Here is a 24,777-nt window from a genome sequence, read left to right on the forward strand (position 1 = left end):
TTCAGGGCAGCACGACGACGCTGGCCGCGTAGCTCAGGCCCGAGCCGTATCCGATCAGCAGCGCCAGATCGCCGGATTTCGCGGCGCCGGAGCTGAGCAGCTGCTCCATGGCCAGCGGTATGGACGCCGCCGAGGTGTTGCCGGTGTTCTCGATGTCATTGGCGATCACCACGTCGGGACGCAGTTCCAGGCTCTTGGCGATCAGGGCATTGATCCTGCCGTTGGCCTGGTGCGGAATGAAAACGTCGATGTCGTGCGGCCCGACTCCGGCAGCCTCCATGGCGCGCCGGCCCACACCGCTCATCTCGAATGCGGCCCAACGGAATACCGCACCGCCGTCCATCCGCAGATACGGCCGCGGACCGTCGGGCTGCTCGGTGTAGCTGATCCAGTCGATGTCCTGGCGGATCGCATCACAGTTCTCGCCGTCGCTGCCCCACACCGTCGTCCCGATCCCGTGGACGGGAGTCTCGCCGAGAACCACCGCACCGGCACCGTCACCGAAGATGAAGCAGTTCGACCGGTCCGCCATGTCGATGGTCGTCGAGAGCACTTCCGAGCCGATCACCAGCGCGGTGTTCATGGTCCGTCCGCGCAGCAGCTCCGCGGCGATCCCCAGCGCGTAGCCGAATCCGGCGCACCCGGTGGCCACATCGAACGCCGGGACACCGGGCGCCCCGAGGGCCACGGCCACCGCGGGCGCGCTCGACGGAGTCTGACGGAAGTTGGTGCTGGTCGCGACGATCACCGCGTCGACGCCGGAGCCGTCGAGCCCCGCGTTGGCCAACGCCTGCCGGCCGGCCTCGATGGCCAGACTGGCCGCGGTCTCCCCCTGCGCGGCAAAGCGCCGGGTCTTGATGCCGGTGCGGGAGAAGATCCACTCATCGGAGGAGTCGATGCCCTGGCAGATCTCGTCATTGGTGACCACCCGCGACGGCCGGCACACGCCGACACTGAGCAGGCCTACCGACCGGGTGGCCGCGGGATGGCGAATCTCACTCACGGCGTCTAACCATAGCGTTGACGAGCTTCGTTGGTTACCCGCCGGTCAGGTACCGTGATTTTCATGAGTACGGAGCAGTTCGAGGTCGTCATCGTGGGTGCGGGCTTCGGTGGGATAGGTGCGGCGATCGAGCTGAAGAAGCTCGGCTACGACGACATCGTGGTGCTCGACCGGGAGGACGACCTCGGCGGGACCTGGCACGTCAACCGCTACCCCGGCCTGGCCGTCGACATCCCCTCGACCACCTACTCCTACTGGTTCGAGCCCAACCCGAACTGGTCACGGCTGTTCGCCACCGGTTCGGAACTCAAGGGCTACGCCGAGCACGTCGCCGACAAGTACGACGTGCGGCGCCACATGCGGTTCAACACCACCGTCGAGAGCGCCCGCTGGGATGAGGAGGCGCAGCGCTGGCAGGTGAGCCTGGCCGACGACACGACGTTGAGCGCCCGCTACCTGATCACCGCGACCGGATTCCTGTCCCAGCCGCACACCCCGGACATCCCCGGGATCGCCGGCTTCGACGGCAAGGTGGTGCATACCACCGCCTGGGACGATTCCCACGACTTCCATGGTCGCCGGGTCGGCATGATCGGAACGGGTGCCACCGCCGTGCAGCTCATTCCGGAGCTGGCCAAGACCGTCGGCGACCTGACCGTCTACCAGCGCACCCCGATCTGGGTGGCACCCAAGCTGGACTTCGGGATCTCGCCGGCGGTACAGCGCCTGTTCGCCCGGGTGCCGCTGGCCCAGCGGGGGCTACGGTACGTGACCGACGGTCTGCTGGGGTTCATGACGTTCGTCGGGATCCTCAACTTCCCCTACTTCCGCCGGCTGTCCATCGGCGCGATGGACCTGTGCAAGATCCACCGATTCATCTCGATTCGGGACAAGGAACTGCGGGCCAAACTGACCCCGAGTTACGACATCGGCTGCAAACGCCCCAGCTGGTCCAACGACTATTACCGCAGCTTCACCAAGCCGAACGTGCACCTGGAGACGGTCGGAATCGAGCGGGTCGACCCGGACGGGATCGTCACCACCGACGGGCGCAAGACCGAAATCGACACGCTGGTGCTGGCCACCGGTTTCGACATGTGGGAGGCGAACTTCCCGGCCATCGAGATCGTCGGGCGCAATGGGCGGAATCTGGGAAAGTGGTGGCGGGAGAACAGGTTCCAGGCATACCAGGGCGTGTCGATTCCGGCCTTCCCGAATTTCCTGAGCCTGGCCAGCCCGTATGCGTTCTGCGGTCTGTCGTTCTTCAACACCATGGAATACCAGATGCGGCACATGGGCCGGCTCTTCGGCGAGGTGCAGCGCCGAAATGCGACCACCTTCGAGGTGACCGAGGCCGCCAACACCCGATTCCTCGACGACATGACCAAGCGACTGGACCGCACGGTGTTCTACGCCGGCCAGTGCGCGGGCTCACGGTCGTACTACTTCAACCCGAGCGGTGAGGCGACGCTGTTGCGGCCAACCACGGTGCGTAACGCCGTCCGCGAGGGCGCCCGGTTCCCGCTGGACGACTACGAGATCGCCTGAGCCGCAACCAGATCCAGCCGTCAGCTGCTGCCCAGCACGATCGACTCCATGAGCGCACGCAGGCACGCCTGGGCATAGTCGGAGTCGACGGGCTGGTCCACCTTGCCCGCCAGATTCGTCTGGCGGGTCACCCGCCCGATGTCGGCCACCACCTCGGTCAGGGCATGCACCAGGAACTGGGCTTGCATCCGACTCAGCTCCGGCCGGGTCTCCATCAGCGGCTTGGCCCAGGTGTCGACGAACACGCGCTCGGAGTCCCGCAGCAGTTCCCGTTCTGCGGGCCCGAGGTTCACCCGCTCGGTGTCGTGAACCGCGGTCAGCTCGGGATTGGCGAACACGGTGGCCACGTATGCCTGGGTCAACCGGGACAGCGTCTCCTTCGGCTCGACGAAGACGCCGGCGATAGCCGACATCTCCCCGGCGAACCGATCCATGGCACGTTGCAGGCCGGTGGTCAGGATGTCGCTCTTGCTGGAGAAGTACCGATATACGCCGGAAGCCGGAACTCCGACCGCTTCCGCGATCTCGGTGACACTGGTCTCGGTGTAGCCCTTCCGGCCGAACAACAGGATCGCCGAGTGCAACAGCGCCTCGTACGGCCCGGCGGCCGGCGTGAAGATGCGCCACACCGCCGGTTGCGGGACCTCGACGGCGCCCTGCTTGGGCAGTTCGGTGGCCGCCAGATCCCGCGCCGCCTTGAGGAGCAGCGGCCTGATCTCGGTGTCGCGAATGTCGAGCCGGTGCCCGATGACGCTGCCGGTCACACTGAGCAGACCGGCCGACAACGTCCAGCGCTCCCATCTGCTCAACTCCGGGCGCATCACCAGTAGGGGACGCTGCAGCCGTCGGTTGACCCGGATAATCTGCGCCATCAACGCAGCCTCGTCATCGGGTTGCAGGTAGCGCTGATGCCAGCGGTACAGGCCACTGGCTTCCTGGTCGCGGATCGCCGACGAGATGAGCGCGTCGACCACTCGATCCAGCACCGCGGCCGCGTCGTTCTGCATTTCGGCGTCCGAGACGTCGTCGACGAACGCGGTGCAGTCGACCAGATGCTCACCGAGCATGCGCACTACAACGGAGAACATCTCATATTTATTGGGGTAATGGCGATAAAGCGCTGGAGCGGAGATCCCCACCTTGGCGGCGATCGATTCCATACTGGCCGCGACGTAGCCCTGCGAGCTGAAAGTCTCGGCGGCCGCCCGGGTGATCTGCGCTTTGCGATCCTTCGGACGTCGCCTGATCCGGGCGCTCGCCGGCCCGGTTGGATCGTTCGTAGCACCGAGCGTGATGACCACCCCGAATCGACTCTAGACACCCACCAGCTGTGTCACTTTTAGCACAGCATTATTAACACAAGACTCCAGACAACCTACCGAAGGGCCCGACAACAACCGTTGCCCATTACGGCGTGGTGATGACATGGCGGGTGCGGTCCTCCCGAATCGGCACACCGTTGCGTCCACTGAGATCCTGGGAATACAGTCCCGCGGCGTACGGCACGCCCCGGCCGTTGATTGCCAGCTCGTCACGGTCGATGTTATCGACGGTGTCGCCGGCCTGGTGATAGTTCGGGTCGAACGGCTCGTCGACCGCGCCGCCCCAGATCTTGGCCTCTTCGGGCGACTTCTTCACCTCGGCGCCGGAGAACAACCCACCGGCCGGGATGCCGGCCTGGGTGAAGGCGTCGTAGTCGGAGCGTCCGTCGAACATGGTGTCCTGCGGCTCCTTGCCCGCGGACTTGAGGTAGGCGACCATGGTCCGCTCGATGCCGGCCGAGCCTTCGGGCACCACCGGCTGGCCGCGCTTCTCGGCGTCCAGCGACTGGTCGCCGTCGTAGGTGAAGTAGCCCGGGTTCGGCGAGCCGAGCATGTCGAAGTTCAGATACAGCGCGATGTTCTTGAGCTGATCGGCGTCGAGCGACTCGACGTAGTTGCGCGATCCGATCAGGCCGATCTCCTCGGCACCCCAGAATCCGAACCGCACCGCATTGCGCACCTTTGGTGAATCGCCAAGCTGCAGAGCCGTTTCCAGCACTGCCGCAACCCCGGATCCGTTGTCGTTGATTCCCGGGCCCTCCGGGACGCTGTCCAGGTGTGCGCCGAGCATGACCACGTTCTCGGTCGAGCCGGTCTTGGTCTGGGCGATCACGTTGCGTGCCGGGATGTCGTCGGTGTGGGCGTCGAGCTTGAGGGTCAGCTCGCCGTGCCCGTCTCGCAACGCCGCGCCGTCGGCTTTGGTGACGCTCACCACCGGGATCTTGACCTCGGTCTTCTCCCCCAGCGTGCCGCCCATCTTCTCCTCGTCGACGCTGTCGGCGACGATCAGCGCCACCGCGCCCTTCTCGACGGCGACGGCCATCTTCTCCTTGAACGGACAACTGCCGCGGTTCACCAGCACGATGGCGTCCTTGACCGTCAGCCCGTCGTAGTCCTCCGGGCCGCAGCCCGGGGTGTCATCGGTCGGTGCGGCGACGATCGGACCGGTGATGCCCTCGGGCGGGGCGCCGAGGCTGTACTGCAGTGCTCGCGCCTCGAAGGTCTTGTCGCCGAGTTGCACCGAGCCCTTCTCGGATTTGAACACTCGGGCCACGAACTCCGGGGTCTGTACGTCGAACCCGTGGTCGCGCAGGGTAGTGGCCACATAGTCGACGCTCGCGTCGAATCCGGGGGTGCCGATTGCGCGGGTGTTGTCGTGGGCGTTGGCGATGTCCTGCAACTTCTGCAGGTGCGCCATCATCGCGTCGATGCCGACCTTGTCGCGCAGGTCGTTGGCGAAATCGACGGCCGCCGCCGGGTCCGGCGCCCCGTCGGAGTTCTCCGGGGTTCGGGCGCAACCACCGCTGAACAGTGTGGCCAGTAGCACGGCGCCGAGGACGGGCATCAATTTCGACTTGTAATCCACCGCGTCCACGTTAGTGGGTGTGCGTGTCGGTGGCCGTCGGGGTCGGTCCCGCGCAGCCACCTAGCCCTGGTCGCCGAGTTGGGCCAGGATGAGGTCGGCCACCGCGGCCATACCCGCGGCATTCGGGTGCCACGGCCACGGCCGCCACGGCAGCAGCAGGGCGTGCCCGACCGTCCACGGCCGCGCCGACCACGGGTGATGCTCCCGGCTCGCCTGTCCGGCACGCACGATCTCACAGCCGGTGGCAGCCGCGGCCGCGGCCGTGTGACGCTCCAGTTCGCCCGCGACGTGGCGGGCCAGATCGGCGACATGGCCCGGCAGCCGCCCAGCCCGGGTCCCGGCCGGCGGCATCAGGGTCAGGTAGTCCACGAACAACACCCGGGCCTGCGGTGCCCGCTCCCGCGCCGCGGAGCCCACAGCCGCCAGAGCTGCCTCGATGCCGTCCAGGGCCCGCTGCCGCTCGGCGGCGTCCAACAGCGGTCCGGTGACGGGCAGGTGCGGCGCCAGCGGGCCGAACAGTGATGCCGCGCTGAGCAGCGGCACATATCCGACGTCGTTGCCGCCGATGGTGATCGTCACCAGGGATTCCGAGCCCTCGAGTGCCTCGAGTTGCGGCGGCGCTCCGAATTGGCGATCCGTCAGCAGGTGGGCTGTCGTGGCACCGGAGTACGTGACATCGACCAGGTCCAGGTTGCGTGCGTTGGCCACCAGGTGCGCGTAATTGCGTGACGAGCGGCCCGCCGCCAGTGGCGAACCGACGACCGTGGGACGGATTCCGGGGCCCGCAGCCATCGAACTGCCCAGCGCGACATAGCGACTCATGCTCGACTACTTCCGCCGAGCGTGCAGATCGGTACGGGTTTGGGCGGCGTTTCGCGGACAAACATGCACGCTCGCGCTCAGAGTGCCGGGCTGGACGCCTGCGCCCAGAACCGCTTCGGGATGCGGCCGGCGCGACGAGCCAGATAGCCGGCGGTCACGGCGCCGGCCATCGCCGCTGCCATCGCCGCCGGATCCGCCGCCCTGGTGACCGCGGTCGCCAAAAGCACCGCATCGCAACCCAATTCCATGGCCAGTGCCGCGTCACTTGCGGTGCCGATCCCGGCATCGAGTACCACCGGCACCCCGGCAGCGGCGACGATCATCTCGATGCTGTGTGGATTGGCGATACCCAGGCCGGTGCCGATCGGTGAGCCCAGTGGCATCACGGCCGCGCACCCGATGTCCTCCAACCGGCGAGCCAGCACCGGGTCGTCATTGGTGTAGGGCAGCACCACGAACCCGTCGTCTACCAATTGTTCGGCGGCGCGGACCAACTCGACGGCGTCGGGCAGCAGTGTGCGCTCGTCGCCGATCACCTCCAGTTTGACCCACTCGGTGCCCAGCGCCTCGCGGGCCAGCTGCGCGGTCAGCACCGCTTCGGCGGCGCTGCGACATCCTGCGGTGTTGGGCAGCGGCGTGATGCCCAGCCGGTTCAGCAGATCCAGCATGCCGGTGCCGCCCTCGGCGTCGACCCGGCGCATCGCGACCGTTGTCAGCTCGGTTCCGGACGCCAGAAGCGCGGCTTCCAGAGACGACAGACTTTGCGCCCCACCGGTTCCCATGATCAGACGTGAGGTGAACTCCCGTCCGGCGATAGTGAGCTTCGCGTCGTCAACCACCCTGCACCGCCGTAACCACGTCGAGCTGGGCACCGTCGGACAGCGCGGTGGCCCACCGCGACCTGGGCAGCACCGACTGGTCCACCGCCACGGCGATACCGCGGTCGGGATAACCCATCGAAGCCAGCAGTGCCGCGACGGTCGTCGCCTCGGCGACCTCGACCTGTTTCTCGTTGACATTGATGATCATTGCTGCACTCCAACCGGAAGTAGTTCGGACACAACATATTCAGCGGTCCACGGTGCCAGCAGGAAGCCGTTGCGCCCGTGCCCGGCGGCCACCACCGTCCGCTCATCGAGCCGGTGCACCAGCGGAAGGTTATCCGGTGTCATCGGACGCAGGCCTGCCGCGCATTCGGCCAGCTCGTACTCACCCAGTGCCGGCACCAGGGTGCAGGCGTCGTCAAGCAGGTCACGCACCCCCGAGACCGCCGGAGCGGTGTCACGACCGTGCTCGTACTGGGTGGCTCCCACCACCACGCCGTCGGGGCGCGGCACCAGGTAGACCTGACGACCGTGCACCCGGGCCCGGATGACCCGTTGCGGCGCAGGCAGACAGCCCTTGCGCCACCGCAGCCGCAGCACCTCGCCCTTGACCGGGCGGATCGGCAGACCGGGCCACAACGCCGGAGCATCGATGCCGTTGGCGATCACCACCGCGTCGTAATCGCGCACCTCGGCCAGCTCCCCCACCGGTCGGGCCCAGGACACGCCGAGTTCCTCGCAGGCGTCGGCCAGCGCGGTGACCACGGCGCGGTTGTCGACGGCCAGTTCGGTGGGGGCCCGGAATCCGTGCCGGATTCCGGCGGCCAGCAGGGGTTCGACGTCGCGGGCGGCCGACTCCCAGATCACCGGGTGGCCCTGCCCGGACAGCCAGTCGGCCACGGTGCGCAGCTCTGCCACGTCAGCCCGATCGGCGGCCACCACCAGCGATTCACGCGCAGTGACGACCCGGGCCGGCAGCCGGTCGAGGAAGTCGTGCCACAGTTCCAGCGAGCGCAGCCCCAGCCGCAACTGCCGGTCCTCGCCGGGCCAGGCCTCACTGTGCGGGGCGAGCATGCCGCCGGCCACCCAGGAGGCGCCGTATTCGGTGGTGCGGTGCACCCGCACCGTCCACCCCGCCGCAGCGGCCCTCCGCGCCACCGCCAGCCCGATGACACCGCCGCCGATCACCGCCAGCGAACCAAGCGAGGGTCCGGGCATCTGCGGCTCCCTTCCACCTGCTCGCCTGTCAACTCACCAAGCTAGCCGCTAGCGTCGCGGTGTGCACAAACGCTCCGACCGTCTCACCCGGCTCGCCGAATCCCGGCTGTATCTGTGCACCGATGCCCGCCGGGAACGCGGCGACCTGGCCGAGTTCGCCGACGCCGCCCTGGCCGGCGGCGTGGACATCATCCAGCTGCGCGACAAGGGCTCACCCGGTGAGCAGCGCTTCGGCCCGCTGGAGGCCCGCGGCGAGCTTGCGGCGCTGGAGGTTCTCGCCGAGGCCGCCCGCCGGCACGGGGCGCTGCTGGCCGTCAATGACCGCGCCGACATCGCCCGCGCCGCCGGTGCCGACCTGTTACATCTGGGCCAGGACGACCTGCCGCTGGCGATCGCGCGGGAGGTCATCGGACCCGACATGCTGATCGGCCGGTCCACCCACGACCGCGGGCAGGTCAGCGCGGCCCTGGCCGAGCCGGTCGACTACTTCTGTACCGGACCGTGCTGGCCCACCCCCACCAAGCCGGGCCGGCCGGCGCCGGGTCTGGACCTGGTGCGCTTCACCGCCCAAGCGGATGCGGCCAAGCCGTGGTTCGCCATCGGCGGGATCGACGGGCCGCGGCTGCCGGACGTGCTGGCCGCCGGGGCCCGCCGGGTGGTGGTGGTGCGGGCGATCACCGCGGCCGAGGATCCGCGAGCGGCCGCGGCGGCGCTGCGTTCGGGATTGGGCGCACCTCAGCCGGGCTGAGTGAACCCGCGCAGCGACTCCCAGCTCGCGGCGAAGCCGGGATGCAGCGGCAGCTCGGCAACCTGGTGTTCGTCCACCCAGCGCAGCTCGGTGCTCTCCCCGTTGGGTACCACCGGCAGCAGCTCGTCGGCATCGGCGACCACGGTGGTGTAGGTCCAGCTGGTACCGCTGGCGGTGGCGGTGACGACGGCAGCGCGGACCACGATCCGGTCGGCGGGCAGGCCGGCCTCCTCCTGGGCCTCGCGGATGGCCGCCTGCTCGGGCGTCTCGTGACTGTCGCGGGCACCGCCGGGCAGCGCCCAGGTACCGCCCTGGTGGCTCCACCACGCGCGGTGCTGCAGCAATACGGTGCGGGAGCCGTCGGGCCGGGGGGCCCGCAGCAGCAGACCTGCCGCACCGTGCCGGCCCCAGAACCGCGCACCGGTGTCGGAGATCGCCCACCCGTCGCCGTCTCCACGCACGCTTGGCAGCGTATCGGGACCGCAATGTCTCGGTTGAGGCGAGATCGCACCACCAAATCGGAAACAACCGTCGCGGCGCAGAGCGCGGATGCCGTCGGCGCTCTTAGAATTCCTTTACTATGTGTCTCGAACACCCGTAGGGATGGAGTCTGGACAGACGTGACCGTTGAGTTGGCGCATCCGTCAACCGAGCCGGCGGGGGTACGGTCGCCGGCCGAAGCGGCCCGACCCCGATGGTGGTTCTTCACCACCACCCCCGGCCGCATCCTGGCCATCGGCCTGATCCTGGCCGCCCTGGGCGGCATCAGCGCGTTCGCCACGGCCACCACGATCAACAACCGGCAGAACACCCTGACCACGGTGCTCGACCACACCGAACCGCTGGCCTATGCCGCCGGTCGGCTCTACACCACACTGTCGGTCGCCGACGCCGCGGCGGCCACCGCGTTCATCGCCCAGGGTGAACCGCGAGCGGTGCGGGAACGCTACGAGAAGGCCATCACCGACGCCGCGGTGGCGGTGACCCGGGCCTCCAGCGGCCTGAACGACGAGCCGCTGCTGCAGTTGTTGGGGAGGATCAACACCGGGCTGGCCGTCTACTCCGGCCTGATCGAGACCGCCCGAACCAACAACCGATCCGGCGACCCGGTCGGGTCGTCGTACCTGTCGGAAGCCTCCGAACTGATGCAGCACACGATCCTGCCGGACGCCCAGCGGCTCTATCAGGCCACCTCGGCGGCGGTGGACACCCAGACCACGGCGTCGACCCGCGTGCCGGCGCCGGTGATCCTCGTGGTGGGGGCCACCGTGCTCTTCGGCGCGTTCGCGCACCGCTGGCTGGCCCGGCACACCAGGCGCCGGATCAACCCCGGCCTGGTGGCCGGCGGGCTGGCCATCGCGCTGTTGGTGATCTGGATGGGCACTGTGCTGGTGATCTCCACCAGCGGCAGCCGCAACGCGAAGAACACCGGTGCCGAATCCCTCAAGGCGATCACCAATCTGGCGATCACCGCTCAGCAGGCCCGTGCCGACGAGACCCTGTCGCTGATCCGCCGCGGCGACGAGGAGACCCGCAAGGAGACCTTCTACCAGCGCATCGACGCCATGCAGCAGCAGTTGGACAGCTACCTGCAGCGCGGCGACGCCGCCGCCTTGGCCGACCTGTCAGGTGCCGGGGAATTGCTGGCGCATTGGCGCCAGGCCAACGACAGGATGAACGCCTACATCGACGTCGGCAACTACCGGGCTGCCACCCAAGTAGCGCTGGGCGGCAGCGGGGACGACTCCACACCCGCATTCGACCAGCTCGACGCCGCGTTGGACAAAGCCACGCAGCACAGCCGCAACCGGCTTCGCAGTGACGTGTTCAACGCCCGGCGGGTACTGTCAGTGGCCCCGGTCGGCGGCGCGGTGCTCAGCCTGGGGGCCGCGATCGCCGTCGCACTCGGGCTGTGGCCTCGACTGAACGAGTACAGGTGATGATGCGCACACCAACACGCCTGCTGCTGAGCGCCATGAGCGCACTACTGCTGCTGTCCGGTTGCGGCCATTCAGAACTCGTGCTGCCGGCTGCGGTGCCGACGCTGCCGGCGCCGACACCGGCGGGCATGCAGGAGCTGACCCCGGACGCACCGCACGAGCCCGAACCGGCCGACAACTGCGACGCCACCGCCAGCCTGCGCCCGTTCCGCAGCAGAGTCGAGGCCGACGCGGCGGTGGCCAAGATCCGCCAGCGCGGCCGGCTCATCGTCGGACTGGACATCGGCAGCAACCTGTTCAGCTTCCGTGATCCGATCACCGGTGAGATCACCGGCTTCGACGTCGACATCGCCGGCGAGGTGGCCCGCGACATCTTCGGCACCCCCACGCAGGTCGAGTACCGAATTCTGTCGTCGGCCGAACGCATTGCGGCGCTGCAGAAATCAGAAGTCGACATCGTGGTCAAGACCATGAGCATCACGTGCGGTCGCCGCAAAGACGTGAACTTCTCGACGGTCTATCTGGTGGCCAACCAGCGCCTGCTGGTGCCACGCGACTCCTCGATCCGCCAGGCCAAGGATCTGTCCGGAAAGCGGGTCTGCGTCGCGCAGGGCACCACCTCGTTGCGGCGGATCCGCCAGATCGATCCGGCGCCGATCATCCTGTCGGTGGTGAACTGGGCCGACTGTCTGGTGGCCCTGCAGCAACGCCAGGTCGACGCCGTCAGCACCGACGACTCGATCCTGGCGGGACTGATGGCCCAAGACCCGTATCTGCACATCGTCGGGCCGTCGATGGACGAGGAGCCCTACGGCATCGGGATCAACCTGGAGAACACCGGCCTGGTCCGCTTCGTAAACGGCACCCTGGAACGCATCCGGCGCGACGGAACGTGGAACACGTTGTACCGCAAGTGGCTGACGGTGCTGGGCCCCGCGCCGGTACCACCCACGCCGAGGTATGCGGAATCATGACCGACGACGAGTTCGACGACGGCCCGGCCACCCAGCGCGCCGACGTGCTGGCCGAATCGTCCTCGGTTCGCCGGCCGATGTCGACCCAGGCGATCTTCCGCCCCCGCGAGGCTTCCGACGACGAGGACCCGGACGGCGGGGGCCCCGGGCCGGCGCAGGTGCGCCCGGTCGCGCCGCGGCGACGCCTGGGCGGCGGTCTGGTGGAGATCCCCCGGGTACCCGAGATCGACCCGCTGGCCGCGCTGATGGCCGACCCGGTGGTCGCGGAGTCCAAGCGGTTCTGCTGGAACTGCGGACGGCCCGTCGGGCGGTCCGCCGGCGAGGCGAAGGGCGACTCCGAAGGCTCGTGTCCGCACTGCGGAAGTCCGTATTCCTTTCTGCCACAACTGAAACCCGGCAATTTGGTGGCCGGACAGTACGAGATCAAGGGTTGCGTGGCCCACGGCGGCCTGGGCTGGGTGTATCTGGCGGTGGACCACAACGTCAATGAGCGCCCGGTGGTTCTCAAGGGCCTGGTGCATTCCGGCGACGCCGAGGCCCAGGCCATCGCGATGGCCGAGCGGCAGTTCCTCGCCGAGGTCACCCACCCGTCGATCGTGAAGATCTTCAACTTCGTTCAGCACCCGGACTCGCACGGCGACCCGGTCGGCTACATCGTGATGGAGTACGTCGGCGGACAGTCACTCAAGCAACGCCGCGACAGCCGCCTGCCGGTGGCCCAGGCCATCGCCTACATGCTCGAGATCCTGCCGGCGCTGAGCTACCTACACTCCCTGGGCTTGGTCTACAACGACCTCAAGCCGGAGAACATCGTGCTGACCGCCGAGCAGCTCAAGCTGATCGACCTCGGTGCGGTGGCACGCATCGGTTCGTTCGGGTACCTCTACGGCACCCCCGGATTTCAGGCTCCCGACATCGTCCGCACCGGACCCACGGTGGCCACCGACATCTACACCGTCGGCCGCACCCTGGCCGCGCTGACCTTGAAACTGCGCACCCGCGACGGCCGCTACGTCGACGGGTTGCCCGACGATGACCCGGTCCTGAAGAAGTACGACTCGTACCGCCGATTGTTGCAGCGCGCAATAGATCCCGACCCGCGGCGCCGGTTCAGCACCGCCGAAGAGATGTCGGCTCAGCTGATGGGCGTGCTGCGCGAGGTGGTGGCCCGCGACACCGGAACACCCCGGCCCGGGTTGTCGACGGTGTTCACCCGCTCGCGGTCCACGTTCGGTGAGCACCTGCTGGTGGCGCACACCGACGTCTACCTGGACGGTCACGTGCACGCCGAGAAGCTGACCGCCCGCGAGATCATCACCGCGCTGCAGGTGCCGCTGGTGGATCAGGCCGATGTGGCCGCCCCGCTGCTGACGTCGATCGAGTTCAGCGAGCCGGTGCAGACGCTGGATTCGCTTCGCGCCGTGCGCAACAGCGCGCTGGAATCCGAGGGCATCGACCTGTCCGAGTCTGTCTCGCTGCCGTTGATGGAGGTGCGTGCGCTACTGGACCTGGGCAATGTCACCAAGGCCACCGCCAAGCTCGACGAGCTCGCCGAGCAGGTCGGCTGGCCGTGGCGACTGGTGTGGTTCCGGGGTGTGGCCGAATTGCTCACCGGCGACTTCGATGCGGCCCGTAAGGATTTCACCGAGGTGCTCGACATGTTCCCCGGAGAGCTGGCCCCCAAGATGGCACTGGCGGCCACCGCCGAGCTGGCCGGCACCGACGACGAACGCGGCTTCTACGAGTCGGTGTGGCACACCGACGACAGCGTGATCTCGGCGGCCTTCGGCCTGGCCCGCGCCTCCTCGGCGGAAGGCGACCGTGCTGCGGCGGTTCGCACACTCGACGAAGTACCCGCAACCTCAAGGCATTTCACCACCGCGCGATTGACCAGCGCGGTGACCCTGCTGTCCGGGCGGTCGTCCAACGAGATCACCGAGGCCCAGATCCGCGATGCCGCACGCCGGGTGGAGACCCTGCCCGACACCGAGCCGCGGGTGTTGCAGATCCGGGCGCTGGTGCTGGGTGCGGCGATGGACTGGCTGGCCGAACATGAGGCGAGTACGAACCACATTCTCGGGTTCCCGTTCACCGACCACGGCCTGCGTCTCGGGGTGGAGATGGCGCTGCGCAGCCTGGCCCGGCTCGCACCCACCCAGGCGCACCGCTACGCGCTGGTCGACATGGCCAACGCGGTGCGGCCGATGAGCACGTTCTGAGCGGAGCCCTCAGCCCAGCTTGCGCAGCCTCGGCTCCAGATCGGTCTTGAACAGCTCCAGGAAACGCCGCTGGTCGTGGCCGGGTGCGTGGAACACCAGGTGGTTCAGGCCCCACCCCACGTACTGGCCGACCTTCTCCACGGCCTCGTCCGGGTCGGAGGCGACGATCCAGCGCTTGGCGATCTGCTCGATCGGCAATGCGTCAGCGGCCTTCTCCATCTCGATCGGGTCGTCGATCGAGTGCTTCTGCTCAGCGCTCAGTGACAGCGGTGCCCAGAACCGGGTGTTGTTAAGCGCCAGGTCCGGATCCGGGTCGTAGGAGATCTTGATCTCGATCATCTTGTCTATCGAGTCGACGTTGCGCTCGGCCAGCGCCGCACCCTCACGCACGGCCGGCATCAGCTTCTCGGTGTAGAGCTCCTCGCCCTTGCCGGAGGTGCAGATGAAGCCGTCACCGACGCGCCCGGCGTACTTGGCCACCGCCGGACCACCGGCCGCGATGTAGACGGGCACGCCGTCTTCGGGCACGTCGTAGATCGAGGCGCCCTTGAGGGTGTAGTAGTCGCCGTCGAAGTCGACGCGGTCACCGCCCCACAAAGCCCGCATCAGTCGCACCGACTCGCGCAGCCGGGCGAAGCGCTCCTTGAACTCCGGCCACTCGCCGGTGAACCCGGTGGCGATCTCGTTCAATGCCTCTCCGGAGCCCACGCCCAGGAAGATGCGATTCGGGTACAGGCAGCTCATGGTGGCGAAGGCCTGCGCGACGACGGCCGGGTTGTACCGGAACGTCGGGGTCAGCACTGAGGTGCCCAGCTGGAGCTTCTTGGTGCGCTCCCCGACCGCGGTCATCCAGGCCAGCGAGAACGGGGCGTGCCCGCCCTCATGCCGCCAGGGCTGGAAGTGGTCACTGACGGTGGCACTGTCCATGCCGTGCGCCTCGGCGGCGACACCGAGTTCGACCAGTTCCCGTGGTGCGAACTGCTCCGCCGACGCCTTGTATCCGAGTTTCAATTCCGCCATTCCACCATTTCTACACGGTCTCGACCGGGCTCTCACTCCTAGACTCACGAGCATGAGTGACAGGCTGGTCGAGCTCGTTCCGGTCACCGAGCGGGTGCATCTGGCCCGCGGTGAGGCGGTCAACTGGGTGCTGGTGACCGATGACACCGGGGTGCTGCTGATCGACGCCGGTTATCCCGGTGATCGCGCCGACGTGCTGGCGTCGCTGGGCGCCCTGGGCCACCAGGCCGCCGATGTGCGGGCCGTGCTGCTCACCCACGCCCACATCGACCATTTCGGCTCGGCGATCTGGCTCGCCAAAACCTATGGCACACCGGTGTATTGCCACGCCGACGAAGTCGGCCACGCCAAGCGCGAGTACCTCGAGCAGGTGTCGCCGCTGGCGTTGGCTCCGCAGTTGTGGCGGCCGAGTTGGGCGTTGTGGAGCATGCACGTGGTGCGCAGCGGCGGCCTGAGCCGCGAGGGCATCCCGACCGCGCAGCCGCTCACCGCCGACATCGCCGCCGGGCTACCCGGCCATCCGATCGCCATCCCCACCCCCGGCCACACCCGAGGGCACTGCTCGTATCTGGTCGACGGTGCGCTGGCCAGCGGCGACGCCCTGGTGACCGGTCACGCGGTGCTGGGCAGCGACGGCCCGCAGCTGCTCCCGGCGCTGTTCACCCACAGCCAGGACGACGCCATCCGCAGTCTGTCGGCGCTGGCGCTGCTGGAGACCGAGGTGCTCGCGCCGGGGCACGGCGACGTGTGGCGCGGTCCGATCCGGCAGGCCGCCGAGGCCGCGATCGCCAAGGCGCGCCTCGGTTAGCTCCGCGTCGCAGCGACGTAGCGGATGGCGGCGGGCGCACCGTCGAGTTCGCTGGGGGTCAACTTGGACAGCCTTGCCGCGGTGAACAGTTCGCCGATACCGGAGTCGACCGTCACCCAGCCGCTGTCGGCCAGGTGACGCACCACGTCGGTGTGTTCGCCGGAATAGAACGGCCCCGGCCCGGTCAGGCTCAGCCCGCGGCGGCGCCAGCGCTCGACCAGCGAGTCGTGGTGCACCGCCTGCGGCCGGCTCGGCGGCACCGCGTGATCGGCGGCCAGCCGGCTGCCCGGGGCACTGAGTTCGGTCACCCCGTCCAGCAGCCGGTTCTGCGCATCCGACGGCACGTACCAGACCAGCAGGCCCTCGATCACCCACGCGGTGGGGGCGGCCGCGTCGAATCCCACCCGCCGCAGCGCTGACGGCCAGTCGTCGCGCAGGTCGATGCCGACCGCTCGCCGGTTGGCACTGGGCGTCGCACCCCAGGCCCTCATGGTGGAGGTCTTGAAATCGACTACCGGCGGGTGGTCCACCTCGTAGACGACGGTCTCGGCCGGCCACCAGAGCCGGTAGGCGCGGGTGTCCAGGCCTGAGCCCAGAATCACCGCCTGGCGGATCCCACCGCGCGCCGCGTCGGTGAAGAAGGCGTCGAAGAACGTGGTGCGCGCCGCGGAGAACTCCGCCAGCCGGGGAAACCCGCCGTCCTTACCGAGCCGGCTGATGTCCAGTTCGCCGTCGGCGACCCGGATGCACGCCTCCAGGCCCACCTTGTGCACCAGTGACGCAGCGAAGGGGTCGTTGATCAGCCCGCGTGTCGTCGCCGCGGCGCGCGCCGAGGCCAGCACCGTGGCGATGACGCCGGCACCGGCGGCCAGGCTTCCGGGCAGGTGCCGGTCGGCGCGTGCGGTACTCAATACGGCCTTCTGCCGGCCGGCGCGCCGTGGAGGACCTTCCGGATCTGCCCGTCCATGCCGCTGGCTGCGGCGAACAGCATCTCGTCGCCGGCCTGCAGCACCTCCGATGACCGCGGCAGGATCACCGCGTCGCCGCGCTGCACCGCCACCAGGGCTGCGCCCTCGGGCAGCACGACGTCGCAGACGAGTTGACCGATCAGTGGATTATCTTCGGGCAGCGTCATTTTCGTCAGATTGACCTGGCCGCGCCGCAGTCCCATCAGCTGCACCAGATGCCCGACGTCGATGGCGCCCTCGATCGCGGCGACCATGGCCCGCGGCGTGGAAACCGCGACATCGATACCCCATTGATCGGTGAACAGCCGCTCGTTGCGGGCGTTGTTGACCCGGGCCACCACCCGGTCCACCCCGAACTCCGCCTTGGCCAGCAGCGCGGTCGCCAGGTTGGCCTTGTCGTCACCGGTCGCGGCGATCACCACGTCACAGATCTCGATTCCGCATTCCTGCAGCGCGGACAGCTCACAGGCATCGGCCAACAACCACTCCGCCTCCGGGACGGCGTGCGGCTCGTAGTGCGCGGGATTCCGCTCGATCAGCAGCACCCGGTGGCCATCGCCGATCAGCTCGCGCGCGACGGAGCGACCGACAGCGCCGGCACCGGCGATCCCGATGCGCATGCTTGCTCCCCTCATCCCCGGGTTGCCCCCGGCCGCTTCGGGCGTAACACGGTCGTGACAGCGCTACTGATTTACTGACACCTAACACGAACCCGCTGACCTTGAGCGAATCACATGGGCGGGTCCGACCGCCACCAACAGCCCGAATGGGGATCAGATGAGCCTGGAACAGCTCTACCTGGCCCTGCTCATCGGGGGCCTGGTGCTGTTGGCCAGCATCATCGCCACTCGAGCGGCCGATCGGGTCGGGCTGCCCAGCCTGCTGCTGTTCCTGCTGGTCGGGGTGGTGATCGGCAACGACGGGCTGGGCCTGGAGTTCTCCGACGTGCAGTTGGCCAGTGATCTGGGCACCACCGCGCTGGCGGTGATCCTGGTCGAAGGTGGTCTGACCACCAAGTTCGCCAACATCCGCAAGCTGCTGGCACCGGCAACCGTGCTGGCCACCGTCGGCGTGGTGGTCAGCATGGCGGTGATCGCGGTGGCCGCGCACCTGCTGCTGGGTATTAGCTGGCAGCTGGCGTTCCTGCTCGGTGCGATCGTGTCGCCCACCGATGCGGCGGCGGTCTTCTCCATTCTGCGGGTGTTGCCGCTGCCACGGCGGGTGGCCGGTCTGCTGGAGGCCGAGTCCGGATTCAACGACGCCCCCGCGGCCATCGTCGTGTTGATGCTGAGCACGGTGCCGCTGACGATCAACCCGGTGCACGCCGTGGGCGATGTCATCTACGAACTGGTCGGCGGGTCGGCGATCGGTCTGATCGCCGGAGCGCTCGGGGCGATGATGCTGCGCCGCACCGCGCTTCCGGCCTCCGGGCTGTACCCGCTGGCGACGTTCGGGCTGGCGATGGTGGCGTTTGCCGCGTCGGCGTCGTTGCACGCCAGCGGATTCATCGCGGCGTATCTGTCCGGCGTGGTGCTGGCCAACTCCGGCCTGCCGCACCGCGCGGCCATCCGGTCGTTCGCCGAGGGGCTGGGCTGGCTGGCGCAGATCGGCCTGTTCGTGTTGCTGGGCCTGCTGGTGAGCCCGAGTCAGCTCTCCGGCGAGCTGATCCCCGCGCTGGTGATCGGCGCGGTGCTGCTGCTGCTGAGCCGGCCGCTGTCGGTGATCGCCTCACTGATCTGGTTCAAGGTGCCGTGGCGCGAACAGCTCTTCCTGTCCTGGGCCGGCCTGCGCGGCGCGGTCCCGATCGTGCTGGCGACGTTCCCGATCGTCGAGGGCGTGCCGGACAGCTATCGACTGCTCAACATCGTGTTCATCCTGGTGGTGGTCTACACCGTGGTCCAGGGACCCACCCTCGGGCTGTTCGCGCACTGGCTGGGTCTGATCCCGCGCGACACCACCCGCGAGATTCAGGTGGAGGCGGCCCCGCTGGACGTCCTGGAGGCTGAGCTGCTGACGATGACGGTGCAGCCGGAATCCAAGCTGCACAATGTCTCCGTGCTGGAGTTGCGACTGCCCGACCCGAGCGTCATCACGCTGATCATCCGCAACGGCGACACTTTCGTCCCGCAGCCCGACACCCGGATCACCGCCGGCGACGAGCTGCTGATCGTCACCACCAGCAAAACCCGCCAAGCGGCCGAACGGCGGCTGCGGGCAGTCAGCAGACGCGGCAAACTGGCCCACTGGTTCGACGAATACGGCGACTCGGAGTAACTCCCCGCCGTTTCATCGGGTGAAGGTGAGCAGCGGGATCGCGGTCTCGGCCGGGGTGAGCCCGCCGTGGAAGCCCACCAACGCCGAGGCCTGCGGCGGTTCATGGTCGGTCGCCAGGATCGCGGTGTCACCGGTACAGGTGACGACGACGTCGCCGATGCGCGCCAGGTGCTCCTCGCGCACCGGCCCGAACAGGCCGGCGGCCACAGCGTCCTCGCGGCTGTGCACCATCGCCCGGCCGGCCAGCAGTTCACTCCAGGCGGCCAGCACATCTGCGGCGGCGCCGGGTTCGGTGTGCAGGTAGCGCACCCGCGGCTCACCGGCGATCACCCGGATTCCGTTGCGCAGCATTGGTTCCGCATCGCAGTCGATGCGGGCGTCGTCGGGCACGTTGAGGCCGCCGTGGTCGGCGGTGACGACCAGCGCCGCGTCGCCGGGGAGTTCCTCGATCAGATGACGCAGCAGCGCATCGACTTTCGCGGCCGCGGCGTGCCAGTGCGGTGAGCCGATGCCCGAGAGGTGTGCGGCGTGATCCAGCGCTGCGGTGTAGCCGTAGATCAGCCCGGGCGCCGCCGCGATCTCTTCGGCCAGGTGTGCGGCGTAGTGCGTGCCCTTGGCGGTGGGGTGGAATTCCGCTCCCCGGTAGGCGGACTCGGTCAGCCCGCTGCCGACGAACATCTCCGGCAGTACCGCCCGGGCGCCGACGCCCGCGGCGCCGAGTCGTTCGAACCAAGTCGGCACGGGCTGCCAGGTTGCCGGCGGCGGGTCGTCACGCCAGAGGATGTGGGTGAGCACCCGGTCTGTTCCGGGAACGTTGACGGTGAACCCCAGTACGCCGTGTTCCCCGGGCTCCACGCCGGTTCCCAGCGAGACCAGGCTGGTCGGGGTGGTTGACGGGAAGGTGCAGGTCAGCTCGGTGAGATGTCCGGTGTCGCCGGCCAGCACCGACGCCAGCAGCGGGGCTGGGTGCTCTTGGTGGGCCGCGAGCTGCGGCAGCAGGTGGTAGCCCAGACCGTCGACGAGCACCACCGCCACCCGCCGTACATCGCCGATGCGATCGGTCAAGCCGAGTACGTCGTGCGCCTCGGGGACGCCGAGCACCGCGGCGGCCGACGGCAGGATGTCGCAGATCGAACCGGGCACCCGCTCAGCCTGCCACCTCCGCAGCTACGGCAACGCCGGAGCCTCGCCGGGGGCGGCGCCTTCGGGCGCGGGCCCGTGTCGGCTGGTGTTGGATTTCGTCTTCGCCCCACCGTTGCCCGGGTTGCCACCGCCGCCGTTGCCACCGCCGCCGTTGCCACCGCCACCACTGCCGCCACCCCCGTTGCCACCGCTGGGCATGCTGAATTTGGGCAGGCTGGACGAGTTGTTGGACGAGGAGTTGTTGGAGTCGTCCGAGTTGCTGTGCCCGGAACCGGTCGTGTCGTCGTGGCTGTCGGCGCGAGCCGAGGCCTGCTCATCGGCACCGGACGGTGCGGGCGAGCTGTGGAACAACTGGTCGAGCTGGGCCAGTGGGTCGTTGAGTACCGAGTTGACGTCAGCCACCTCGGGGACGTCGACGGCACCGGCGTCCCCCAGATCCGGACCGGCGCTCGCCACGCCGAAGAACGGGTCGAACAGATCCTCGAAGTCGGCGCTCGCGGCCGGCGCGGTCAGCAGGCAGCAGCCCAGCGTCGCCAACGCCGCAACCACCACTCGACCAGAACCAACGCTCATCCGCGAAACCCTTCACCACTGTCCACACCGGGTGATGCCCGGCAGAAACGAAAATAGCCGCCCCGCGCGAAGAAAGGCGACCTGGATCTTCGTCATATTGGAAGAATTCAGAGGCTGTTCACCCCCTGTCATCCCTCGCTCACCGGTGCGCTGTATCCGCAGGTCACGCTCATAATTGAGACGTCGGTCACAATGGTTTACAGCGAAAACAAGGGTCGGATATTCGGCTATCCACATAAAAACCACGCTGCTCATATCTGTTTGTGAACTTCCGGCGTCAAAAAATCACGCCGAGCGATAAGTGCCGCCCGCCGGGCGCAGCGGCCGATCACGAATCGGCCCGGGATACACCCCGCGGGTTTAGCGTTCAGTGGGTGAGCACACCCCCGATCGATCTCGGCTCCTGGATCGCCCGCCGGGCCGCGGCCACGCCGAGCCTGCCGGCCATCACCTTCGGCGAGGACACCTGGAGCTACCGGGACTTCGCCGACCGCATCGACCGGCTGGCCGCCGAGCTGGCCGCCGGCGGGATGCGGCGTGGGGATCGAGTCGGCTACGCCGGGCTCAACCACCCGGACTTTCTGGTCACGCTGTTCGCCGCCGCCCGCATCGGCGCGACCTTCGTGCCGCTGAACTGGCGGCTCACCGCCGACGAGCTCTGCTACATCCTCGACAACGCGGGCGTACACACCCTGGTGGCCGACGCCGAGCGCGCCGCGGTGATCGATCCGGTGCGCACCGAGGCGGGACTGCAACGCACCATCGCGCTGACGCCGGTGCCGGGCTGGGAAGTGGCCGACGACTTGATCGCCCGACGTGCCCCGCTGGCCGATCCGGTGTTCGCCGAACCGGATGACGTCGCGATTCTGATGTACACCTCCGGCACCACCGGGCGGCCCAAGGGTGCGATGCTCACCCACTCAAACCTGTTCTGGAACAACATCAATGCCCTGCTGACGTTCGACACCAGCCAGAACGACGTGTCGCTGGTGTGCGCCCCGCTGTTTCATATCGGCGGTCTCAACGTCACCACACTGGTGACACTGCAGAAGGGCGGGCACGTGGTGCTGATGCCCACGTTCGATCCGGGCGAGGCCCTGCGCCTGCTCGCCGAACATCGAATCACCACCATGTTCGGGGTGCCGGCGATGTTTCTGTTCATGAGCCAGCTGCCGCAGTTCGCCGACGCCGACCTGTCCAGTGTCCGCAACTTCGTCTGCGGCGGCGCTCCGGTGCCCGAGCCCCTGATCCAGTGCTACGGCGCACGCGGAATCCCGTTCGCTCAGGGGTACGGGCTGACCGAGACGGCGCCGCTGGCGCTGGTGCTGCGCCCCGACGAGGTGGGCGTGAAGATCGGGGCCGCCGGCAACCAGGTGCTGCCGCTGTCGGACGTGCGCCTGGTCGACGCCAACAACGTCCCGGTGCCCGCCGGCACGCGCGGGGAGATCTGCGTACGCGGCCCGCAGGTGATGGCGGGCTATTGGCGCAATCCCGAAGCCACCGCGGCGGTGATCGACGACGAGGGCTGGTTTCACACCGGCGATATCGGCCAAGCCGATGACGAGGGCTACGTCTGGGTCATCGACCGGGTCAAGGACATGGTGATCTCCGGCGGCGAGAACGTCTACCCGGCCGAGGTCGAAGACGTGCTGTACGGGCATCCTGCCGTCGCCGAGGTGGCCGTGCTGGGTACTCCGCATGAGAAGTGGGGCGAGGCGGTGACCGCGGTGGTGGCACTGCGCCCGGGTGCGGCGCTGACATTGGAGGAGCTGCGGGATTTCGCCCGCGACAAGCTGGCCGCGTTCAAGCTGCCGATCCGGCTGGAGGTCGTCGACGCGCTGCCGCGCACCCAGTCCGGCAAGGTGGTGAAATATCACTTACGCGAGGAGATTTCGGATCGGACGGGCAACGCAGAAGCCGCTGAGGCTGGACAGCCTGCTCTCCGACGACGAGATCGCACTACGTGACACCGTCGCGAAGTTCTGCGCCGAACATGTCATGCCGCACATCGGCGAATGGTTCAACCTGGAGTCGGTGCTGACCTATGAGGGCACTCCCGAGATGCATCAGCTGCTGCTGACCGGCGGCCCGTCCGCGCCGTGCTGACCGGGCTGACCGGGCGTGCCCGTGCTGCCGCCGTTCGCGCTGGTCGGGCCCGGCTGGCCGGGCACGCCACCGGTCCCACCAACGCCGCCCTCTCCGAACATGGTGCCCAGGCCGGCACCACCGTTGCCGCCGAGGCCACCGACGCCGCCGTCTACGCCCTGCACCCCGTTACCCCCGGTGCCACCGGCGCCGCCGATGCCCATCAGCGTCCCGCCGGCACCACCGTCCCCGCCGACGCCGCCCACACCGCTGGCATCGGTGCCGCCGGCACCGCCGTCGCCGAACCACAGACCTCCATTGCCGCCCGCGGCCGCAGCCAGGGTGCCGCCGTCGGCGCCGTCGGTTCCGTTGCCGATCAGGAACTGACCGGAGAGCAGGTTGATCGAGTTGTCGACGAACTGGCCGAAGTCGCTGGTGATCCAGCTCTGCTCGAAGCTGTGGATCATGTCGTAGGTGTTCCCGTCGATCGGGAAGCCGAACAGGCTTTCAGCGGTGGACTGCAGCGAGCCGTCCAGGCCGGAGGCATCGGCCGGCCCGGCCGAGAACAGGGCATCCCAGTCGAAGGTGGCCACCCCGGTGTCGCTGGCCGGCGCCGCCCAGTCCGCGGGGCTGAACAGGTCGAGGATCCAATCCAGCTCATCGGCGTGGGCCCGCGGCGCCGAGCTGAGCGGGATGACAGTGATGGCCAAGAACGCCGCCGCGGCGGCTCCGGCACCGACGATGCGTTGACTGGTCATTTTCGCCACTTCCTCTGATCGAGAAATTGCCGAACGTGCGGAGGCGACCTGCGCCGATGCAGGATTTTTGGTGGCTCACAGCGCGGTAACACCGCACCATTGGCACGTTTCTGTCGAAGATCGCCCGTCAACCCGCCCCGATGATTGCGCGGATATTTACCACATGGAAGAGTTGGATAAATGACGACTCATGAGGCACTCGGGCAGCGGGCAACGGCGTTCCTGGCAATGCATCAACCGGGCACGCCGGTCATCCTGCCCACGGTGTGGGACGCGTGGTCGGCGAAGCTGGCCGTCGGCGCCGGATTCAGCGCGCTGACCGTGGGAAGCAATCCGGTCGCCCAGTCGATCGGCAGCACCGACGGTGAGGGAATGACGTTCGCCGAGGTGCTGGGCCGGGTGCGTCAGATCACCGACGCCGTCGACGTCCCGGTGTCGGTCGACATCGAATCCGGCTACGGCGAGTCGGCCACCCGGCTGATCGAGGGCCTGCTGGAGGCCGGCGCGGTGGGCTGCAACATCGAGGACTCGGTGCACAGCCAGGACAAGCGCCTGCGGTCGTCCGCCGAGCACGCCGAGTACGTCGCCGCGCTGCGCGAGGCCGCGGACGCCGCCGGAACCCACCTGGTGATCAACGCTCGCACCGACCTGTTCGTCCGCAAGGACGGCGACGACGCCGACCGCGTCGAGCGGGCCATCGCCCGGCTGACCGAGTGCGCGCAGGCCGGGGCGGACGTGCTCTACCCGGTCGGCCGGCACGACGCGGAGACACTGCGCCGGTTGACCGCCGGACTGCCCAAACCCGTCAACGCCCTGGCCGCACCGGACTCCGACGACCCGGCCATCTTCGGCCAGGCCGGCGTGGGCCGGGTCAGCTTCGGGCCGCTGTTCCAGGCCGCCCTGAGCAAGCACGCCGGTGAGGTCCTGGGCCGCTGGAAGTAGTGC

General features: G+C 68.5%; 23 protein-coding genes. 9 read left to right on the forward strand and 14 right to left on the reverse strand.

Going from position 1 to position 24,777, the window contains the following annotated elements:
- Window position 1: 1 nt before the first annotated feature.
- Entirely contained in the window at window positions 2-1,003 is a 1,002-nt protein-coding gene (gene fabH / locus K6T84_RS06145) for a beta-ketoacyl-ACP synthase III (RefSeq protein ID WP_224864234.1), read from the reverse strand.
- Window positions 1,004-1,066: 63 nt separating this feature from the next.
- Between fabH and K6T84_RS06150 the strand changes: the two genes are divergently transcribed.
- Complete coding sequence (locus K6T84_RS06150) at window positions 1,067-2,551, forward strand: flavin-containing monooxygenase (protein WP_225401251.1); 1,485 nt, start codon at window positions 1,067-1,069, stop codon at window positions 2,549-2,551.
- A 20-nt stretch (window positions 2,552-2,571) separates the two neighbouring features.
- Here K6T84_RS06150 and K6T84_RS06155 read toward each other — a convergent pair whose 3' ends face one another.
- The 6 genes from K6T84_RS06155 to thiO form a co-directional block, all read right to left on the reverse strand.
- Window positions 2,572-3,852, reverse strand: a complete 1,281-nt coding sequence (locus K6T84_RS06155; RefSeq protein ID WP_225401250.1) for a TetR/AcrR family transcriptional regulator — start codon at window positions 3,850-3,852, stop codon at window positions 2,572-2,574.
- A 106-nt stretch (window positions 3,853-3,958) separates the two neighbouring features.
- Window positions 3,959-5,437 carry a M28 family metallopeptidase gene (locus tag K6T84_RS06160; protein WP_408066066.1) on the reverse strand — a complete coding sequence of 493 codons (1,479 nt, stop codon included), beginning with the start codon at window positions 5,435-5,437 and terminating at the stop codon, window positions 3,959-3,961.
- Between the two features lie 81 nt (window positions 5,438-5,518).
- Entirely contained in the window at window positions 5,519-6,280 is a 762-nt protein-coding gene (locus tag K6T84_RS06165; RefSeq protein WP_224864230.1) for an SGNH/GDSL hydrolase family protein, read from the reverse strand.
- A gap of 77 nt (window positions 6,281-6,357) precedes the next feature.
- Entirely contained in the window at window positions 6,358-7,119 is a 762-nt protein-coding gene (locus K6T84_RS06170) for a thiazole synthase (protein WP_225397010.1), read from the reverse strand.
- Window positions 7,112-7,309, reverse strand: coding sequence for a sulfur carrier protein ThiS (gene thiS, locus K6T84_RS06175; protein ID WP_224864228.1), 198 nt, complete (start codon window positions 7,307-7,309; stop codon window positions 7,112-7,114). The genes K6T84_RS06170 and thiS overlap by 8 nt, the downstream gene beginning before the upstream one ends.
- The gene (gene thiO, locus K6T84_RS06180) at window positions 7,306-8,322 is read right to left on the reverse strand and encodes a glycine oxidase ThiO (RefSeq protein ID WP_225401249.1); all 1,017 of its coding nucleotides are present in this window, start codon (window positions 8,320-8,322) and stop codon (window positions 7,306-7,308) included. The genes thiS and thiO overlap by 4 nt, the downstream gene beginning before the upstream one ends.
- 61 nt (window positions 8,323-8,383) lie before the next feature.
- On the opposite strand from thiO, the gene thiE reads away from it, so the two are divergent.
- The gene (gene thiE / locus K6T84_RS06185) at window positions 8,384-9,070 is read left to right on the forward strand and encodes a thiamine phosphate synthase (RefSeq protein WP_225401248.1); all 687 of its coding nucleotides are present in this window, start codon (window positions 8,384-8,386) and stop codon (window positions 9,068-9,070) included.
- Here thiE and K6T84_RS06190 read toward each other — a convergent pair.
- Window positions 9,058-9,531, reverse strand: coding sequence for an NUDIX hydrolase (locus K6T84_RS06190; RefSeq protein ID WP_224864225.1), 474 nt, complete (start codon window positions 9,529-9,531; stop codon window positions 9,058-9,060). The genes thiE and K6T84_RS06190 overlap by 13 nt on opposite strands.
- 159 nt (window positions 9,532-9,690) lie before the next feature.
- On the opposite strand from K6T84_RS06190, the gene glnX reads away from it, so the two are divergent.
- From glnX to K6T84_RS06205, 3 genes are read left to right on the forward strand one after another with little or no spacing between them, the layout of a single operon-like run.
- Entirely contained in the window at window positions 9,691-11,010 is a 1,320-nt protein-coding gene (glnX, locus tag K6T84_RS06195; protein ID WP_225401247.1) for a protein kinase G-activating protein GlnX, read from the forward strand.
- Window positions 11,010-11,984 (forward strand): glutamate ABC transporter substrate-binding protein, encoded by a 975-nt coding sequence (locus K6T84_RS06200; protein ID WP_224864223.1) that lies wholly within the window; start codon window positions 11,010-11,012, stop codon window positions 11,982-11,984. Before glnX ends, K6T84_RS06200 begins: the two co-directional genes overlap by 1 nt.
- Window positions 11,981-14,203 carry a serine/threonine-protein kinase PknG gene (locus tag K6T84_RS06205; RefSeq protein WP_224864222.1) on the forward strand — a complete coding sequence of 741 codons (2,223 nt, stop codon included), beginning with the start codon at window positions 11,981-11,983 and terminating at the stop codon, window positions 14,201-14,203. Before K6T84_RS06200 ends, K6T84_RS06205 begins: the two co-directional genes overlap by 4 nt.
- Before the next feature lie 9 nt (window positions 14,204-14,212).
- On the opposite strand, the gene fgd is transcribed toward K6T84_RS06205, so the two are convergent.
- Entirely contained in the window at window positions 14,213-15,223 is a 1,011-nt protein-coding gene (fgd, locus tag K6T84_RS06210) for a glucose-6-phosphate dehydrogenase (coenzyme-F420) (RefSeq protein WP_224864221.1), read from the reverse strand.
- A 64-nt stretch (window positions 15,224-15,287) separates the two neighbouring features.
- On the opposite strand from fgd, the gene K6T84_RS06215 reads away from it, so the two are divergent.
- Window positions 15,288-16,031 (forward strand): MBL fold metallo-hydrolase, encoded by a 744-nt coding sequence (locus K6T84_RS06215; RefSeq protein ID WP_225401949.1) that lies wholly within the window; start codon window positions 15,288-15,290, stop codon window positions 16,029-16,031.
- Here K6T84_RS06215 and K6T84_RS06220 read toward each other — a convergent pair.
- Together K6T84_RS06220 and K6T84_RS06225 are read right to left on the reverse strand one after the other, a co-directional pair.
- Window positions 16,028-16,942, reverse strand: a complete 915-nt coding sequence (locus tag K6T84_RS06220) for an SAM-dependent methyltransferase (RefSeq protein WP_225401246.1) — start codon at window positions 16,940-16,942, stop codon at window positions 16,028-16,030. The two genes, K6T84_RS06215 and K6T84_RS06220, sit on opposite strands and share 4 nt — an antisense overlap.
- A complete protein-coding gene (locus K6T84_RS06225) occupies window positions 16,939-17,619 on the reverse strand; it encodes a potassium channel family protein (RefSeq protein WP_224864219.1) in 681 nt (226 codons plus the stop codon). The genes K6T84_RS06220 and K6T84_RS06225 overlap by 4 nt, the downstream gene beginning before the upstream one ends.
- A 157-nt stretch (window positions 17,620-17,776) precedes the next feature.
- Here K6T84_RS06225 and K6T84_RS06230 point away from each other — a divergent pair, with 157 nt between their 5' ends.
- Complete coding sequence (locus K6T84_RS06230; RefSeq protein ID WP_225401245.1) at window positions 17,777-19,273, forward strand: potassium/proton antiporter; 1,497 nt, start codon at window positions 17,777-17,779, stop codon at window positions 19,271-19,273.
- A gap of 12 nt (window positions 19,274-19,285) precedes the next feature.
- Here K6T84_RS06230 and K6T84_RS06235 read toward each other — a convergent pair whose 3' ends face one another.
- Both K6T84_RS06235 and K6T84_RS06240 read right to left on the reverse strand, forming a co-directional pair.
- Complete coding sequence (locus K6T84_RS06235) at window positions 19,286-20,416, reverse strand: alkaline phosphatase family protein (RefSeq protein ID WP_224864217.1); 1,131 nt, start codon at window positions 20,414-20,416, stop codon at window positions 19,286-19,288.
- Window positions 20,417-20,440: 24 nt separating this feature from the next.
- On the reverse strand, window positions 20,441-20,989 hold the full coding sequence (locus tag K6T84_RS06240) for a hypothetical protein (RefSeq protein ID WP_225401244.1): 549 nt from the start codon (window positions 20,987-20,989) through the stop codon (window positions 20,441-20,443).
- 374 nt (window positions 20,990-21,363) lie between these two features.
- On the opposite strand from K6T84_RS06240, the gene K6T84_RS06245 reads away from it, so the two are divergent.
- Entirely contained in the window at window positions 21,364-22,956 is a 1,593-nt protein-coding gene (locus K6T84_RS06245; protein ID WP_225401243.1) for an acyl-CoA synthetase, read from the forward strand.
- A 99-nt stretch (window positions 22,957-23,055) separates the two neighbouring features.
- Here the strand turns inward: K6T84_RS06245 and K6T84_RS06255 are convergent, their stop codons facing one another.
- Window positions 23,056-23,832 carry a hypothetical protein gene (locus K6T84_RS06255; RefSeq protein WP_304621310.1) on the reverse strand — a complete coding sequence of 259 codons (777 nt, stop codon included), beginning with the start codon at window positions 23,830-23,832 and terminating at the stop codon, window positions 23,056-23,058.
- 180 nt (window positions 23,833-24,012) lie between these two features.
- Between K6T84_RS06255 and K6T84_RS06260 the strand changes: the two genes are divergently transcribed.
- Window positions 24,013-24,774 carry an isocitrate lyase/PEP mutase family protein gene (locus tag K6T84_RS06260; protein ID WP_225401242.1) on the forward strand — a complete coding sequence of 254 codons (762 nt, stop codon included), beginning with the start codon at window positions 24,013-24,015 and terminating at the stop codon, window positions 24,772-24,774.
- Window positions 24,775-24,777: the final 3 nt, after the last annotated feature.

The sequence above is a fragment of the Mycobacterium zoologicum genome (assembly GCF_020181635.2).
GTDB classification, from domain to species: domain Bacteria; phylum Actinomycetota; class Actinomycetes; order Mycobacteriales; family Mycobacteriaceae; genus Mycobacterium; species Mycobacterium zoologicum.

Coding starts and splice junctions, on each gene's coding strand:
- thiS (WP_224864228.1), bottom strand. CDS start 7,309: ATGATCATCAATGTCAACGAGAAACAGGTCGAGGTCGCCGAGGCGACG.
- K6T84_RS06165 (WP_224864230.1), bottom strand. CDS start 6,280: ATGAGTCGCTATGTCGCGCTGGGCAGTTCGATGGCTGCGGGCCCCGGA.
- K6T84_RS06260 (WP_225401242.1), top strand. CDS start 24,013: ATGACGACTCATGAGGCACTCGGGCAGCGGGCAACGGCGTTCCTGGCA.
- K6T84_RS06160 (WP_408066066.1), bottom strand. CDS start 5,437: ATGCCCGTCCTCGGCGCCGTGCTACTGGCCACACTGTTCAGCGGTGGT.
- K6T84_RS06255 (WP_304621310.1), bottom strand. CDS start 23,832: ATGACCAGTCAACGCATCGTCGGTGCCGGAGCCGCCGCGGCGGCGTTC.
- K6T84_RS06205 (WP_224864222.1), top strand. CDS start 11,981: ATGACCGACGACGAGTTCGACGACGGCCCGGCCACCCAGCGCGCCGAC.
- K6T84_RS06200 (WP_224864223.1), top strand. CDS start 11,010: ATGATGCGCACACCAACACGCCTGCTGCTGAGCGCCATGAGCGCACTA.
- thiO (WP_225401249.1), bottom strand. CDS start 8,322: ATGCCCGGACCCTCGCTTGGTTCGCTGGCGGTGATCGGCGGCGGTGTC.
- K6T84_RS06150 (WP_225401251.1), top strand. CDS start 1,067: ATGAGTACGGAGCAGTTCGAGGTCGTCATCGTGGGTGCGGGCTTCGGT.
- K6T84_RS06240 (WP_225401244.1), bottom strand. CDS start 20,989: ATGAGCGTTGGTTCTGGTCGAGTGGTGGTTGCGGCGTTGGCGACGCTG.
- K6T84_RS06225 (WP_224864219.1), bottom strand. CDS start 17,619: ATGCGCATCGGGATCGCCGGTGCCGGCGCTGTCGGTCGCTCCGTCGCG.
- fgd (WP_224864221.1), bottom strand. CDS start 15,223: ATGGCGGAATTGAAACTCGGATACAAGGCGTCGGCGGAGCAGTTCGCA.
- K6T84_RS06230 (WP_225401245.1), top strand. CDS start 17,777: ATGAGCCTGGAACAGCTCTACCTGGCCCTGCTCATCGGGGGCCTGGTG.